Annotated in this window: 14 protein-coding genes; 12 read left to right on the top strand and 2 right to left on the bottom strand. The window is 54.1% G+C overall.

Features of this window, described 5'->3' with window-relative positions; translation table 11 throughout:
• Positions 1-36 precede the first annotated feature (36 nt).
• The 7 genes from ACFQAU_RS21420 to ACFQAU_RS21390 all read left to right on the top strand — a co-directional run bounded on the left by ACFQAU_RS21420 (position 37) and on the right by ACFQAU_RS21390 (position 5198).
• Positions 37-393 carry a hypothetical protein gene (locus ACFQAU_RS21420; RefSeq protein ID WP_132446892.1) on the top strand — a complete coding sequence of 119 codons (357 nt, stop codon included), beginning with the start codon at positions 37-39 and terminating at the stop codon, positions 391-393.
• A 133-nt stretch (positions 394-526) separates the two neighbouring features.
• Complete coding sequence (locus tag ACFQAU_RS21415; RefSeq protein ID WP_132446890.1) at positions 527-1261, top strand: hypothetical protein; 735 nt, start codon at positions 527-529, stop codon at positions 1259-1261.
• A gap of 517 nt (positions 1262-1778) precedes the next feature.
• On the top strand, positions 1779-2744 hold the full coding sequence (locus ACFQAU_RS21410) for a FecCD family ABC transporter permease (protein WP_206054346.1): 966 nt from the start codon (positions 1779-1781) through the stop codon (positions 2742-2744).
• Entirely contained in the window at positions 2738-2974 is a 237-nt protein-coding gene (locus ACFQAU_RS21405; protein ID WP_386285228.1) for an ATP-binding cassette domain-containing protein, read from the top strand. Before ACFQAU_RS21410 ends, ACFQAU_RS21405 begins: the two co-directional genes overlap by 7 nt.
• Positions 2953-3507, top strand: coding sequence for an ABC transporter ATP-binding protein (locus ACFQAU_RS21400; RefSeq protein ID WP_386285224.1), 555 nt, complete (start codon positions 2953-2955; stop codon positions 3505-3507). Before ACFQAU_RS21405 ends, ACFQAU_RS21400 begins: the two co-directional genes overlap by 22 nt.
• Before the next feature lie 1098 nt (positions 3508-4605).
• Positions 4606-4887, top strand: a complete 282-nt coding sequence (locus tag ACFQAU_RS21395) for a transposase (protein ID WP_132446886.1) — start codon at positions 4606-4608, stop codon at positions 4885-4887.
• The gene (locus ACFQAU_RS21390) at positions 4884-5198 is read left to right on the top strand and encodes a transposase (protein WP_165935628.1); all 315 of its coding nucleotides are present in this window, start codon (positions 4884-4886) and stop codon (positions 5196-5198) included. Before ACFQAU_RS21395 ends, ACFQAU_RS21390 begins: the two co-directional genes overlap by 4 nt.
• 11 nt (positions 5199-5209) lie before the next feature.
• Here ACFQAU_RS21390 and ACFQAU_RS21385 read toward each other — a convergent pair whose 3' ends face one another.
• Positions 5210-5467 (bottom strand): transposase, encoded by a 258-nt coding sequence (locus ACFQAU_RS21385; RefSeq protein ID WP_276321505.1) that lies wholly within the window; start codon positions 5465-5467, stop codon positions 5210-5212.
• 122 nt (positions 5468-5589) lie between these two features.
• Between ACFQAU_RS21385 and ACFQAU_RS21380 the strand changes: the two genes are divergently transcribed.
• From ACFQAU_RS21380 to ACFQAU_RS21360, 5 genes are all read left to right on the top strand, one after another.
• Positions 5590-6027 carry a TadE/TadG family type IV pilus assembly protein gene (locus ACFQAU_RS21380; protein ID WP_132446882.1) on the top strand — a complete coding sequence of 146 codons (438 nt, stop codon included), beginning with the start codon at positions 5590-5592 and terminating at the stop codon, positions 6025-6027.
• Positions 5996-7390 carry a pilus assembly protein TadG-related protein gene (locus ACFQAU_RS21375; RefSeq protein WP_240791684.1) on the top strand — a complete coding sequence of 465 codons (1395 nt, stop codon included), beginning with the start codon at positions 5996-5998 and terminating at the stop codon, positions 7388-7390. Before ACFQAU_RS21380 ends, ACFQAU_RS21375 begins: the two co-directional genes overlap by 32 nt.
• A gap of 441 nt (positions 7391-7831) precedes the next feature.
• Entirely contained in the window at positions 7832-9403 is a 1572-nt protein-coding gene (locus ACFQAU_RS21370; protein WP_132446880.1) for a DUF4118 domain-containing protein, read from the top strand.
• Positions 9403-10083 carry a response regulator gene (locus ACFQAU_RS21365; protein WP_132446878.1) on the top strand — a complete coding sequence of 227 codons (681 nt, stop codon included), beginning with the start codon at positions 9403-9405 and terminating at the stop codon, positions 10081-10083. Before ACFQAU_RS21370 ends, ACFQAU_RS21365 begins: the two co-directional genes overlap by 1 nt.
• 6 nt (positions 10084-10089) lie before the next feature.
• On the top strand, positions 10090-11508 hold the full coding sequence (locus ACFQAU_RS21360; protein WP_132446876.1) for a TrkH family potassium uptake protein: 1419 nt from the start codon (positions 10090-10092) through the stop codon (positions 11506-11508).
• A 316-nt stretch (positions 11509-11824) separates the two neighbouring features.
• Here the strand turns inward: ACFQAU_RS21360 and ACFQAU_RS21355 are convergent, their stop codons facing one another.
• On the bottom strand, positions 11825-13372 hold the full coding sequence (locus ACFQAU_RS21355) for a PAS domain-containing sensor histidine kinase (RefSeq protein WP_165935626.1): 1548 nt from the start codon (positions 13370-13372) through the stop codon (positions 11825-11827).
• Between the last annotated feature and the right edge of the window lie 16 nt (positions 13373-13388).

Here is a 13388-nt window from a genome sequence, read left to right as displayed (position 1 = left end):
TTCAACTGAAACCATCACATTGGAAAGGATACACAGATGGGGCTGGATATTGGCTTTTATCGGGATGGGGAGGAGCTGTTCTACCTGCGCAACCACGACGATCTCTTTGAGGCGCTTGCGGAAGGCTCTGGCGGGAATGTCTATGAGACCTATAGCGACTTCTATGTCTCTCTCGGCACGTTAGCAGTGGTTGCGACCATGCTCAAAAAGGAGTTCGCGGCCTTGGGGCTCACCACCGCCGATGCCGTGTCCGACATCCCTGAGAAATTTTACGATTTGGATGCACGGGATGCGGAATGGAAGGACTTGCTGCGCTACTACCCTGCGGTTGTCACGTTCCTTGCCAAGGATATCGTCGAAAACGGCCCTCTCATCTGCAGCTGGTCTGCCTGAATGCGAGGCGCCGGGTAGAGCACAGAAGAGCTTCCGGCGCCGCGAAACAGAACCCTACTCCCCCTGAAATCTCTGCTCGGCGACGTGCCTCCGCTTTACGTCCCGCAAATTCAAAAATCAAAAAAGGTAAACCATGACCAAATCTCCTCTGAACCACACCAAAGACATGATTGAAAAAGCCCAGAAGGGGCAACAATGGATGGGGTATCGTTCCGACCCTGTGCCCTCGATGGAAACAGAATTTTCACCTGAGGAGCATTGGCAAAGTCAGTTGACTGCTCTTTGTGCCCAATGGGAGGGCTCCAGCGCCGAAGTCCGAGCCATCTCTTTCGTGTTCACCGATGAGCCCTATCACCTCAGCAAATTTGTCTTTGACGCTGTTGTTGTATGGGATGAAGAAGCGTTTCGACGGGTCGAAATTGGTGACCTGCCGGAACGTCTCAGAGACGCGCTCTCGAATTTTCAAAAGCGCCACGGACCCGAACTTCTTTGTTATGTAGGTGATACATTGATGCGGATGGCCGACGAATATTCCCACACGCTTCTCACCGGGCAAGCTTATCTGACGATGGATACGCTCACCGTTTTGAACGTCTGGGGAGCAAACTGCTCGGGTGTCAAGCAGCTTACGCCTGCTCTACCATATGCTATTACTGCGTTGGTCTCAGGTAGTATGCACGATGCCGCCGCGCGCCTAAGTCAGGACACGCGCCAAGGTGGTCTTTTGGACTTCCTGGACTGGACAACTATGGATCAGGATCAGTCCCGGGTGTCAAAGTCGCATGTCCGAAAATTTATCGCGCCCCCTCCGCCGCTGACCGTGCCGAAATTGGACGATGACCTCCTGCGGGAGCTTGGAGTAATGTGACGTATCGCGTCACGACGTTTGTCGTGCCCTCCAGATTGCTTTTTTTATTGTGTTTTGAAAGGAAAGAGCCCCATAAGATTGCTAGAGGGAGGATGGCTCTTGGTGGTTGCGCCCAGCCCCGCAGCGAACCGAGGCGATTTCCTTCATGTTTCCCCTTGAGGGGTTAGGGCTGACCCGGTTTCGACCGGCCTCCTATGTTATTGTCCCCTATGAGGGGGCTCGGGAAAGGCGGCCTTCGGGTCGCCTTTTTTGACTGCGGACGTTCCCCGAGAGGGATCCCAGTGCAGCCAGTCCTCGTATGGTCTGGCTCTTCCAGAGCGACCTTTCCGTGGAGCGCCCTCGCGCGCGGTCATGCCGCCATAGGACACTAAATATTCTTCCTTTGTTGGTTCGGAGTAGCTTTCAGGCTATGAGTTGTGTCGGCACATACCAATACAAGCTGCCGCACAGATCTTTCTTGAAAAGGCTCCGGCTTTAAACGGTTCCGCGATAGCTCACAAAAAATTGCTGGCCTGAAGTGCTTCAGAACGCACTTCAGGACTTATCACTGGGACCGGCGCGTTATTCGGTGGCAGATGTGCTGCGGACCCTCGTCTCTCCAACCGATGCGGATGTGCAGATGCGGGTCGTCGTTTGGGACATTCGGATGCCGATGGCCATGCTCGCGGTGACGGTCGGGGCAAGCCTGTCGCTTGCCGGGGCGCAGATGCAGACCATCCTGGCGAACCCTTTGGCCAGTCCCTTCACGCTCGGCCTTTCGGCAGCAGCCAGTTTTGGCGCGGCGTTGGCGATGGTGTTGGGGGTCGCACTCTTTCCGGCGGCGATCTCCCTGATGGTGCCGATCAATGCTTTTCTGATGGCGATGGCAGCCGCTCTGCTGATCTTTGGACTGTCCACTCTACGGGGCGTGACGGTCGAAACCATTATCCTTCTAGGCATCGCATTGGTCTTCAGCTTCAACGCGGCCTTGGCGTTGTTGCAATATTTTGCCTCGGAGCAGGCTCTATCTGCCGTGGTCTTCTGGACCATGGGCAGCCTCACCAAAGCCACTTGGGGCAAGGTGGCGGTGACGGCGGTGGTCCTCGCGCTCTGTGTGCCGCTCTTTGCTCGCCGGGCATGGGCCCTGACCGCCATTCGACTGGGTGAAGCGCGCGCGGCGGCAATGGGCGTGCCGGTGCGTCGGCTGAGACTGGAAGCTTTGTTTCTCGTATCGCTCTTGGCGGCCGTGCCGGTTTCCTTCGTCGGCACGATAGGTTTCATCGGCATTGTCGGTCCACATGTGGCACGGCTTCTCTTGGGTGAAGATCAACGGTTCTTCCTGCCTGGAGCGATGTTAGCTGGCGCGCTGATCCTTTCGGCCACATCTGTGCTCTCGAAGGCCTTGCTGCCCGGCGCTGTCCTGCCCATTGGCATTATCACGGCATTGGTGGGCGTTCCCTTCTTTGCCGCTCTTATTCTGACCAAGGGGCGTAAAGCATGGTGACGCTGCAACTTGAAAACCTCGGTGCGCGCTATGGTCGGCATGAGGTCCTCAGCAAGGCAACAACACCGCTTATTCGAGGAGGCAGCTTGACCGCTCTTGTGGGAGCCAATGCGGCTGGTAAGTCCACGCTGTTTCGGCGCATCGCAGGTCAGATGCGGGGGCAGGGACTGTGCGTCTCAGCGGTGCAGCCGCGGAGGACTTGCGCTACATGCCTCAGGATACGGGGATGAATGCAGCGCTGACGGTCTACGAATCCATCATACTCGCGCTGAAGCAGGGTGGGGGCGGCTGGCGACTTTCAGCTTCCGAGTTGACGGCCGTGAACGACGTATTGGCCAGATTGGGCATCACCGCACTTGCTGAGCGGCAGTTGCCGGAACTGTCCGGCGGGCAACGTCAGGTCGTGTCGATCGCACAGACGCTGGTGACGCGGCCCCGGGTTATTCTGATGGACGAGCCCACCTCCGCGCTCGACCTTTACCGGCAATACGAGGTATTGGAGGCGTTGCAATCCTATGCCGCTGAAAGCGGAGCTGTGATGATCCTCGCTTTGCATGACCTAAATCAGGTGATGCGGTGCAGCACGACCACCATCGCTTTGGGCGAGGGCAGCATCCTCGCCACCGGTCCGACGCTAGAAATACTCACACCCGCGATGATCCGCCGCCTCTATGGTATCAACAGCCGCGTTGAGCGCTGCTCGCGAGGCTGCGCAATGATGATCGTCGATGGACCAGCTGAGAGCAAAAGGGTTGCGGTTTGACGGTGAAGCGGTCCACCTTAGGCGCCTTCATCACAGAATGCTCGGCCGCCATTTTACCTGATAATGATGTCAAGCTGGTCAAAATTTCTGTCGAGCGGTCTCTCCGCGCTCCAGTGTCATAGTCGCAGTTTGCTGTGAAATCGGCCAACTACAGCAGCTAGGTCTCTTGTCGATCCACCCGGATCAACAACAATGGTTCCGGAATGGACTAACAGAAGCACGCCGCGAGTGGCGAGTTCTGTCAAGAACCAGTTCACGTCACGTTCTGACAATCCCAGGCATTCTGGTGCCGTCACAACGACCTTATCCCCTTGATTTACCGCCAGCAGCAGTTGCTCTCGTTGGATGAGATGCTTTCGAGGACGCGTAGTTTGCCCCTCAAACTGGTCACACCAAACCTGTTCAATTACCCCATGCAGCGAAATGTCTTGTCGCTGCCGTTTGACGGACGGCCTACCTTGGGCGGACAGGATATATCCCCACGTAGCACCGGATTTTGAAAACTCTGGGTCCATCTAAGGTCTTTCTCCCCTTAATCGTTCTTAGAAGCGGGAGGGCTAGATCGCGATCCAACATACCGAGGGATTGGCTCCGGCTAGGCTCACACCTCTCTGCGGAACCATCTTCTTATCTGACCTAGTAGGCGCTGAAGAAATGCTCCAGCGCGACCCATAGAGCGAAGCCCCATAGGAAAACCATAGACGGTACCACGCCCCAAATCAAAAACCTACGATGCCTAATTTTCTCGCACTCTTCGTGTATGTCATCTTCTTTTCGGCGCATGCTAGCTCCCCTTGGACGGCATCTAGCATGAAAAGACAGTTCGGCAAAATTCCACGGGGTTCGGGCTGATTTCGGTCTTCAAGCGCGGCCCAGTTGCCTTTGGTTGACCTGTAAAACATACTTTTCTGGGGAATGCCGATTCTCTGTTCGGTTTTCTCAGAAAGCTCGCGTCCCCCGTCCAGACTGGCGCGGGCTTTCGCGCATGTAGGGGCTCTTGTTAAATACAGTTTTCGCAAGGTTCTGGTTGTTCGGACACCTTCACTTTTCATCTAAGGGGGTGCGGACGAAAAGTTGGGACTATCTTGGAGATAGTCCATGTACAGCTACGAAGAACGACTGCGCGCGGTTAAGCTTTATCTCAAGTTCGGTAAGCGTGTGCAGGACACAATACGTGAGTTGGGGTATCCAACGAAGAACGCCCTGAAAGGGTGGCATCGAGAATACGAACGCCTGCAGGACTTGCGTTTAAAATCGGTACCGCGCCCGCCTAAGTTCTCGACGGCACAGAAGCAGGTTGCGTTAGAACATTATGCAACCCATGGCCGCTGCATCTCATGGACGCTGCGTGCTTTAGGCTATCCTGGCCGGGCCACATGACGGATTGGGTGCGCGAGGCCTTTCCTGACATGAAGCCGGCTTCCAACGCGGCATATGGCCCTGGCAACCACACTGACGCCGTGAAGCAGGCTGCTGTGGTCGGGCTATATAGCCGTCAAGAAAATGCCCAGGCCCTGGCCGAAAGGTTCGGAGTTAGTCGGCCGACGCTCTATGCTTGGAAAACACAGAGCCTTGGCCCGGAGGCTCCTGCCATGATGAAACGCAAGAAGAGCGCCCTTCACCCAGAGCTTGAAGAATTGGAGCGTCAGCGTGAAGCTCTGCAGTGCGACATCCGCGAGTTTCCCGATTGAGCATGATCTGCTCAAGACTGCGAGTGGAATGATAAAAAAGGAACTTGGCGGCTATCCGCGGGACCTGAGCAATCGGAAAAGACCATGCTGTCCATCACGGCCTCGGTGCACGCCGATATCAAGCTGGGAGATGCCTCAAAACTGTAGACCTCCTCGATTTGCCGTTGGGCATCACGGGTCGTCATGCCGCGCCCATACATGCTGAAGATCTTGCGGCGACAAGGGACCGTGCTTGCGCGGAGCGCGATGGGATTGAAGGACAATCGCATATCGCCGCGGATCGATTACAGAAAGTAACGAAAAAATGCCGTCGCGAGAACGTATTTAAGTCAGATTCTTAGGGCAGCAATTTACTTCACGGGAGGAGTTTCCTTCCTCTAAGGGCCACACTATGCAGCGATCTTGGGATACAATCAGAGCCGATCAAGCGAGCGTTTCACGTCGTGTAACCGGATTCTGTAAGGATGATCAGGGCTCTGCTACGATTGAATCAGTGATCTGGCTGCCGATTTTCGTTTTTGTACTAGCGATAATCATGAACGTCTCGATGGTATTTTTCTATGAGTCGCAGTTGACGCGGATTGTACATGATGGCAACCGCGCCTTTTCCCTAGGTCGTCTTCCCGATAGTATAGCCGTTCAGGATTACATTATCGGACAGGTTGCACATCTCGATGCCGATATAAACGTTGCAACTACGATCTCAGGGGGCTTCGTAAAGACGGACCTCACAGCTTCCGCTGGAAAATTGATGCCGTTGAATTTAGCCAGGAGCACGTTTGACAGCGTGCAAATTCTTGTCAGCGCTCAACATATCGTGGAGTTTTGAGGCTGTGCCTATAAAAGCTCATCTCAAGTGGGTTCATAAAGAAGATGGAGCCATTACGCTTCTTTCCCTCTTCCTGCTCTTGATATGTCTCATTCTTGGTGGGCTTGCCGTCGATATTAACAAAGTAATCTCTGAACGGACACAACTACAAGTGGCTGCCGATAGTGCGGCTCACGCTGCACTTTACAGCCGAGAAAAACACAGTCCAGACGAATCCATCGCGAGGGCAACTGAAACCGTAGCATCTATGCTGCCTCCAAACCAGTTCGGTTATAATGCTCTATTGGCTACTGATGTGAGTTTTGGGAAATGGGATTTTGCGGAACAGAGCTTCGTTCTAGATCCAAATTCTAGGTCTGCGGTGCAAGTTCACGCAATGATGGAGGAGGCCCGGGATAATGCCTCGCGCAACTTTCTACTCCGCCTAGTCGGCCGCGATACATTCGATGTCAGAGTCGAGTCAGTTTATTCTACATATTATCCAGGCTGCTTTACCGAAGGTTTCGTTGCCGAGGGCGTAGTGGATGTCCAATCAAACAACAATTTCTCAAATGGCTTTTGCATTCATTCAAATGAATACGTCAGCATGAATCAGAACAACTATTTTGAACCAGGAACTGTTGTATCGATGCCGAACATCGATGACCTCGACATCCCAAGATCTGGTTTCGAAAAGAACGACGGCCTGCAAACTGCTCTTCGGAACGGAAAGTACCGTCTGCGGTTGCTCAATCAATTGCCTGATATCATCGATAGCTTCTGGACGGCAGAAGCTGAGCATCTGCCGCCGTATGTCAGCCCTAGCTATTACTACGACATCGATCTAAGAGAATTCCCCGGTCTCCCGCCAGGGGAACCAGAACCGAAGGGAAACACCAACTCACTGAACTCTTATCACTTCAAACAAAATGCAGTGAATCGTATGATTTGTGGTGGTTCTGGCTCTATCACCATGGACGCTGGTCTCTACAGTGAATTTGTTTTCATTTCCGATTGCGAGATCAAGTTTTCTAATGGTGTTGTCTTGGAAGATGTGGTGATCGCAACAACTCATGAGGGAGCAACATCCTTAAACTCCCCTCAAGGCTTACAGATTGGCCGTGATGATGATTGCACAGAAGGTGGCGGTGCTTCGCTGATGACCCTCGGAGGTTTCAAGGTCGCCTCCTCTCTGAGCGTCTACAATGGACAAGTCTTGGCGATGGGGGACATTACCTTTTCTGCTAATGCAGATGGAGTTAATGGGGCATCGTTCATTTCCTACGGCCAAATTGACGGAACAAGCAACATGGATATGGGCTTTTGCCGGAACTCTGGCATGGAGAATGCGTATCGAGCTCCATACTTCAGAATGGTAAATTAAGAAATTTTTCTGTCATTGCATGCGGCTCTTAAGTTCAGGCCTCCGGGCATCTAGGGCGCGATCCACTAGAAACACGTAAATCGCTCCTGACTGCCCCTCTCTTCACTTAGCCGTAATCTGCTTTCACCCACCCAAGACATTGGCCTACCTAGTTGGAAATCTCCGTTCTTAACGGATTGAATTCCTTATCATTGATCGTGCTCAACTAGACCTCGTATTGCTGCTCCAGCATGCTTGTCCCCATTGAACCTCACGTCCAACGGGGACCCAAGGCGGCTCTTGAGAAAACCGATAACTATCGCCAGAAATCACTGCTTCTGTCTGCAACTCCAGCGATCGCTCCTAATCAACGCGCAGCCCTAACTTTTATGCTTTTTTTATACGAGCTAGTGAAAACAAGCATAGCGTCTTTACGTGCTCTCGATGCAAAAGTAGCGCTGAATGCTCCAAGATGCTGTGATTTCTGAGGTAAACCCAATCAACCGTCCTCGCCAAATGCCGATATTCAGACTTCACCGTGCACGGACGCATGCAGGAAGCCGCAGCTATCTGGGCGCCTGTCTAGTGATGGTTATGGTCACGTTTGCAGCCAGGGTGCTGGAAGCCACCTTACCAGTTGGCGAGTTAACTCTTGTCTTCATGGCTGGTGTCGTTGTTGTTGCATCGTTCGGCGGTCCCGGGCCTTCAATCCTGGCATCCTTTGCTGGGTTCGCTGCATACAATTACTTCTTCACTGAGCCACGCTTCACATTCCGTGTCCTACAAGAAGCTGATTTGGTAACCCTTGGCTTGTTTCTTCTGGCCTCCTTTGTCACCGGCAGTTTGGCTGCGCGACTTCGGACCCGCGCCATGGCGCTACGTGGGAGTGTGGAGCGTATCACGATCCTTCATGAGTTCGCTCAGCAGATTGCGCGTGCGCCTTCGTCGCAGGCTGTGGCGCACGCCGCAGTGGATCATGTCACCGCCACAATGGGCGTGGAGGTGGCGCTGTTTCGCACTTTTGCAGATGCTGTCGAAAAGATTGCTTACAGCCCGGCATTAGCGGTTGAGAACGAGGGTATCAAAGAGGCCTGCGGCCGAACGATTGCCTCTGGGGAGCCTGTCATTGTCGCCAGCAATTCAGCAATTTCCCCCGAGTGGTTGATCTTACCTGTGCGTGCTGGCGAAGAAACATTGGCTGCGCTTGGTATTCGGTCTAGAGCCATCGAACGCGATGATCGACGTCTGCTGGAAGCTTTTGCAAGCCAGTTGGCATTGGCTTTTGAACGTACTGATCTCACGGAAACGCTCGAAGCTGCCCGCCTCGCGACGGAAACTGAAAAATTGCGCTCGGCACTTTTATCATCAGTCAGCCATGATCTGCGAACGCCTTTGGTCAGCATTATCGGTGCTGCATCTACTTTAGCAGAAGGGGGCGACCGCTACACTGAACCAATGCGCCAAGACTTGGCCGAGACGATCCGGGAGGAAGGCGAGCGTCTGGACCGCTATGTGCAGAACCTTCTGGACATGACACGTCTGAGCCATGGAGCGCTTCGGCCTCGATGCGTGGCCTCCGATTTGCTCGAGATTATCGGAAATGCCCGGCGGCGGCTCCGCAGTAATCTCGCCCCCTACAAGATTGTACTAAGCCTGCCCGACAGCATGCCGTTAATTGATGTTGATCCCATCCTGATCGAACAGCTCTTGGTCAATGTGCTGGACAATGCCGCCAAGTATGCACCGGATAATTCTGAAATTTTGTTATCCGGGCACGCGGAAAGCACTTGGTTGAAACTTGCAATCAGTGATCAGGGGCCTGGCATACCGGCGCAGGCACGCAGCGACGTTTTTGAGATGTTTTACCGCGTGACGGCGGGCGATACGCAGCGCGCCGGGACGGGCCTTGGCCTCGCGATCGCGCGCGGCATCGTCGATGCGCATGGCGGTGACATCTATGTTCAGGCAACCAACCCAGACGAAAGCGGGACGACAATCGTCTTTCGCCTGCCGATCGCCGGTCAGGGGGTCTGATGGCCCGTATTCTTGTTATTGACGACGAAGATCAGATCCGACGCTTTTTGCGGATCGCGCTGGAATCCGAGGGGCATACTGTTCTTGAGGCCGCAACCGGCCGGGAGGCTATCGTGCAGGCCGCCACAGGTGCGCCGGATCTGCTGGTTCTTGATCTTGGGCTGCCGGATCGGGACGGAAAAGATGTGCTACGAGACATTCGTACTTGGTCAAATCTGCCGGTTCTTGTTCTGTCAGTGCGCGCCGATGAGACTGAAAAAGTGGCAGCGCTCGACCTTGGGGCGCAGGACTATGTGGCGAAACCCTTTGGTACGCGCGAATTGCTTGCGCGGTTGCGCGCCTTGCTTCGGGACCGTGGCACCGAACAGCAGGACATTTCCCGGATTGAGATTGGCGGACTTATTCTAGATGTCGCTGCACATTCAGCACATTTGGACACCCAGGCCCTCAGTTTGACGCCCAAAGAGTTTCAATTGCTCTGGCTTCTTGCCTCCCATCCCGGTCGGCTGGTGACACAGCGCATGGCGCTCGAAAAGGTCTGGGGCGCGGCTCACGCCGAAGACAGCCAGTATCTACGGGTATTTATCCGGCAGCTGCGCACCAAACTTGGCGACGATGCGACGGACCCCGTCTGGATATTTACCGAGCCCGGCATCGGCTACCGGTTCCGCGAGAGCTAGGGCGGCATGGCAATCGTGGTATTCATCAACGGCCTACTTTTGCTCGGCCTTGGCGTTCTAATGGCCTTCGATGCGCTCATCTTCCCCGCAACGCGGGTGGTATTCTTCGAGGCAGCGTTGATCACCATGTCCATTGGGGGTGGTGTTTGTGTCAGCGCTATGGGTCGCAGCCCAGGATTGGACCGTCGGCATTCCTTCCTTCTCACCGGCAGCGCATGGTTCGTCGCGGCTTTGGCAGGGGGCCTTCCTCTGTGGCTTTGGGGGCTGTCTTTTTCCGACGCGTTCTTTGAATCCATGTCGGGGATTACCACCACCGGCTCAACCGTAATGACGGGACTCGACAACACGGATCACGGCATCTTGCTTTGGCGGGCACTGCTTCAATGGATCGGCGGGGTCGGTTTCATTGTCGCAGGCATAGCTCTGCTGCCAATCATGCGCGTTGGTGGCATGCAGCTTTATCAAACAGAAAGCTCAGAAAAAGGGGAGAAGGCACTCGCCAGTGCCGCTCGGTTTGCTTCAGCAACGGTCTGGATTTATCTTGCCCTGACCTTCATTTGCGCCATCGCCTACCTTTCTGGCGGCATGACCGGATTTGAAGCGCTCGTACACGCCTTCACGACCGTATCATCCGGCGGCTACTCTACCTCAGATTCCTCATTCGGCCTTTTCGAAAGCGCTTACCTGCAATGGATGGGAACGTTTTTTATGCTGACAGCGGCCCTGCCGTTCGCGTGGTATATCCGCGTGCTGACAAGGGGCGCCTTCCGTAGCGAACAGATTCGCGCCCTGCTCATCTCTCTGTCATCGGCGATTTTCATCCTGACACTATGGCGTGTCATTACAACACACACACCGCTTCTTGAGACCCTGCGGCTGGTGGCTTTCAATGTCGTCTCGGTTGTAACCACCACAGGATTTGCGACAACCGACTATACGCTTTGGGGACCCTTTGCAGCGACTACCTTTTTATGCCTCACGGCCCTGGGTGGATGTACGGGCTCTACATCGGGAGGCGGAAAAATGATGCGATGGGTGGTCGTGATCCGCAGCGTATACGCCCAGATGCGGCATATTCATCAGCCTCATGGAGTTTTTCCAACCCGCTACGAAGGGCGGGTGGTCGACTATGATGTTATCAACGGGGTGATGACCTTCTTCACCCTCTATGCTGCTACAGTAATGGGCCTCGCAGTTGCTCTTAACTCGTTCGGTTTGGACATGACGACCTCAATTAGCGGTGCCCTCACCGCAGTGGCTAATGTCGGGCCCGGTCTAGGCAACATCATAGGCCCGGCAGGCAACTTCTCCTCGCTACCCGATGGGGCAAAATGGCTGCTGTCCTTGGGCATGTACGCTGGTCGGCTAGAGATGCTGACGGTCTTCGTACTTCTCTCTCCGTCGTTCTGGAGAGAATTGGTGTAGGAGGCGCCTGTCATACTTGGTGAGGCCTCCCCGCAAGAAATTGCCTTCCACCAGATAGAAACTTTTTGGCGAAGCGGCCTTGTGCGCCGTTTGCTGATCTACGGAGAACACGATGCGTCTAGATGATCTGGAGAAGGAAAAAAGCGCGATAAGATTAAGCAGCGACGGCTATTTATCTGGGCCGTGATGCCCTCTATGGCGGTTCTGTGCACCTTTACTCTTTACGTTGCGATCAACCACTTCTTCGGCGGGTCCTTTTGAATCTGAGTGGGCGAAAGTGGCGGTACTTCCCGTCACCCTCCTCGCTGAGGTGAATTCATTGCGAAGGGCAGGCGGGAAGCGTGATAAGAAACTCAGCCCCCGGCCCACCACAGGCCTCGATTGATAGCTCACCGCCCATTCTTCGGATCGCCTGGCGGGAAATAGTGAGCCCGAGGCCGATACCCTGCTGCGCTCTTGTGTCAGATGTGTCTTGCTGCCAGAAAGGCTGAAATATCTTCTCCTGAAGATTACCGGGAATGCCGGGGCCTGAATCTTTTACACGGATGCTTAATTGGCTTGTATCCCTCGCGATTATAACCCGAACCTCAGTATCCTCAGGAGAAAATTTAGCAGCATTTGAGAGCAGGTGCCTAAGCGCTTTATCCAACAGAACCGGATCGCATTTCCAGGAGATCTCGCTTTCCTGTAGGATCATGCGGGCTGAACTTTTATGCTGATCCATGACGGGTTGGCTCTTCAGCAGCGCCTCTCCTAAAATTTCGATAATATTTGTTTCAGTCAGGTTGAGGGATAAAGCTCCGCCTGACACTTGTTCGAAGTCGAGTAGATCTTCCAACGCCGTGCGCAACCGGTCACCGCCGCGTTTGGCAATTTTTACAAGCTGCTGCACTTTTTCTATTGGACCATTGGGACAAACGACGTCGAGCATATCCAGCGCCCCTACGACTGCCGTCACGGGCGTGCGTAATTCATGAGCAATGATGGACATGAACTCGTTCCTGAGGAAATCCAACTTCCGAGCCTCAGTTATGTCTAAGACCTGAGTTATGTAGTGCAAAGGTTGGCCATAATCGCTCCGCACAAGAACCACGCAGAGATGCCCCCAAACGATCTCTCCATCGGGGCGCACATACCTTTTATCGAGTTCGAAAGCGTCAATTTCACCACTTAAAAGTTTTTGGACTTTCAAAAGGCAACTATCCAGATCGTCCTCATGCGTTATGGACTGGAAATCTGTGCTTCTCAGTTCTTCTTCTGAATAGCCAAGGAAGGCAGTCATTGCTGCATTTGTCGCCAGCCACTGACCCTCCAATGAAACCAAGGCTGTTCCGATGGGGGCATTGTTCATCAGAGACCTAAATTGTTCTTCGCTACCTTGCAGCGCTATCTCGGCGCGTTTTCGGTCTGTAATGTCTCGTTGCGTGCCGACCAAGTTGAGAGCATTCCCCTGAGCATCCCACTCAGTTGCTTCGGCATCTGTACGCATCCAGAGCCAGTCCAGCCCATCACGTGAACGTAGCCGATATTCTACTGCCACCCGGGGAGCTTGGCCATTTACGTAATCAGCCAATGCACGTTCGATAAGCACTTCGTCGTCAGGGTGGATTCTCTTTCGCCATTCTGTTTGAAAGTCGACGCCGTCGGACAGGTCGACATCCATAAGATCACGCCAAGTTGCTGAGACATTCGAGGTGTCTGCAACCAGATCGAGTTCAAACACGGCTATCCGAGCAGCTGCCAACGCCGTTTCCATAGTTTCGATCGCTATGGCATGCGGTACGCTATTTACCGGAGCATCTCGACCTTTAAGCTGGTCGGTCGGACAACTTGCAGGAGAGGCGCTGTGCGTATGTTTTTTCATAGGTACACCTTCCTCG

Source organism: Sulfitobacter profundi, assembly GCF_042661425.1.
Classification (GTDB): Bacteria; Pseudomonadota; Alphaproteobacteria; order Rhodobacterales; family Rhodobacteraceae; genus Sulfitobacter; species Sulfitobacter profundi.
The sequence above is the reverse complement of the archived record's forward strand: the minus strand, read 5'-3'. Positions and strand labels throughout refer to the sequence as shown.

Coding starts and splice junctions, on each gene's coding strand:
- ACFQAU_RS21420 (WP_132446892.1), top strand. CDS start 37: ATGGGGCTGGATATTGGCTTTTATCGGGATGGGGAGGAGCTGTTCTAC.
- ACFQAU_RS21370 (WP_132446880.1), top strand. CDS start 7,832: ATGCTCCAAGATGCTGTGATTTCTGAGGTAAACCCAATCAACCGTCCT.
- ACFQAU_RS21385 (WP_276321505.1), bottom strand. CDS start 5,467: ATGCGATTGTCCTTCAATCCCATCGCGCTCCGCGCAAGCACGGTCCCT.
- ACFQAU_RS21355 (WP_165935626.1), bottom strand. CDS start 13,372: ATGAAAAAACATACGCACAGCGCCTCTCCTGCAAGTTGTCCGACCGAC.
- ACFQAU_RS21400 (WP_386285224.1), top strand. CDS start 2,953: ATGCCTCAGGATACGGGGATGAATGCAGCGCTGACGGTCTACGAATCC.
- ACFQAU_RS21415 (WP_132446890.1), top strand. CDS start 527: ATGACCAAATCTCCTCTGAACCACACCAAAGACATGATTGAAAAAGCC.
- ACFQAU_RS21405 (WP_386285228.1), top strand. CDS start 2,738: ATGGTGACGCTGCAACTTGAAAACCTCGGTGCGCGCTATGGTCGGCAT.
- ACFQAU_RS21365 (WP_132446878.1), top strand. CDS start 9,403: ATGGCCCGTATTCTTGTTATTGACGACGAAGATCAGATCCGACGCTTT.
- ACFQAU_RS21360 (WP_132446876.1), top strand. CDS start 10,090: ATGGCAATCGTGGTATTCATCAACGGCCTACTTTTGCTCGGCCTTGGC.
- ACFQAU_RS21390 (WP_165935628.1), top strand. CDS start 4,884: ATGACGGATTGGGTGCGCGAGGCCTTTCCTGACATGAAGCCGGCTTCC.
- ACFQAU_RS21395 (WP_132446886.1), top strand. CDS start 4,606: ATGTACAGCTACGAAGAACGACTGCGCGCGGTTAAGCTTTATCTCAAG.
- ACFQAU_RS21380 (WP_132446882.1), top strand. CDS start 5,590: ATGCAGCGATCTTGGGATACAATCAGAGCCGATCAAGCGAGCGTTTCA.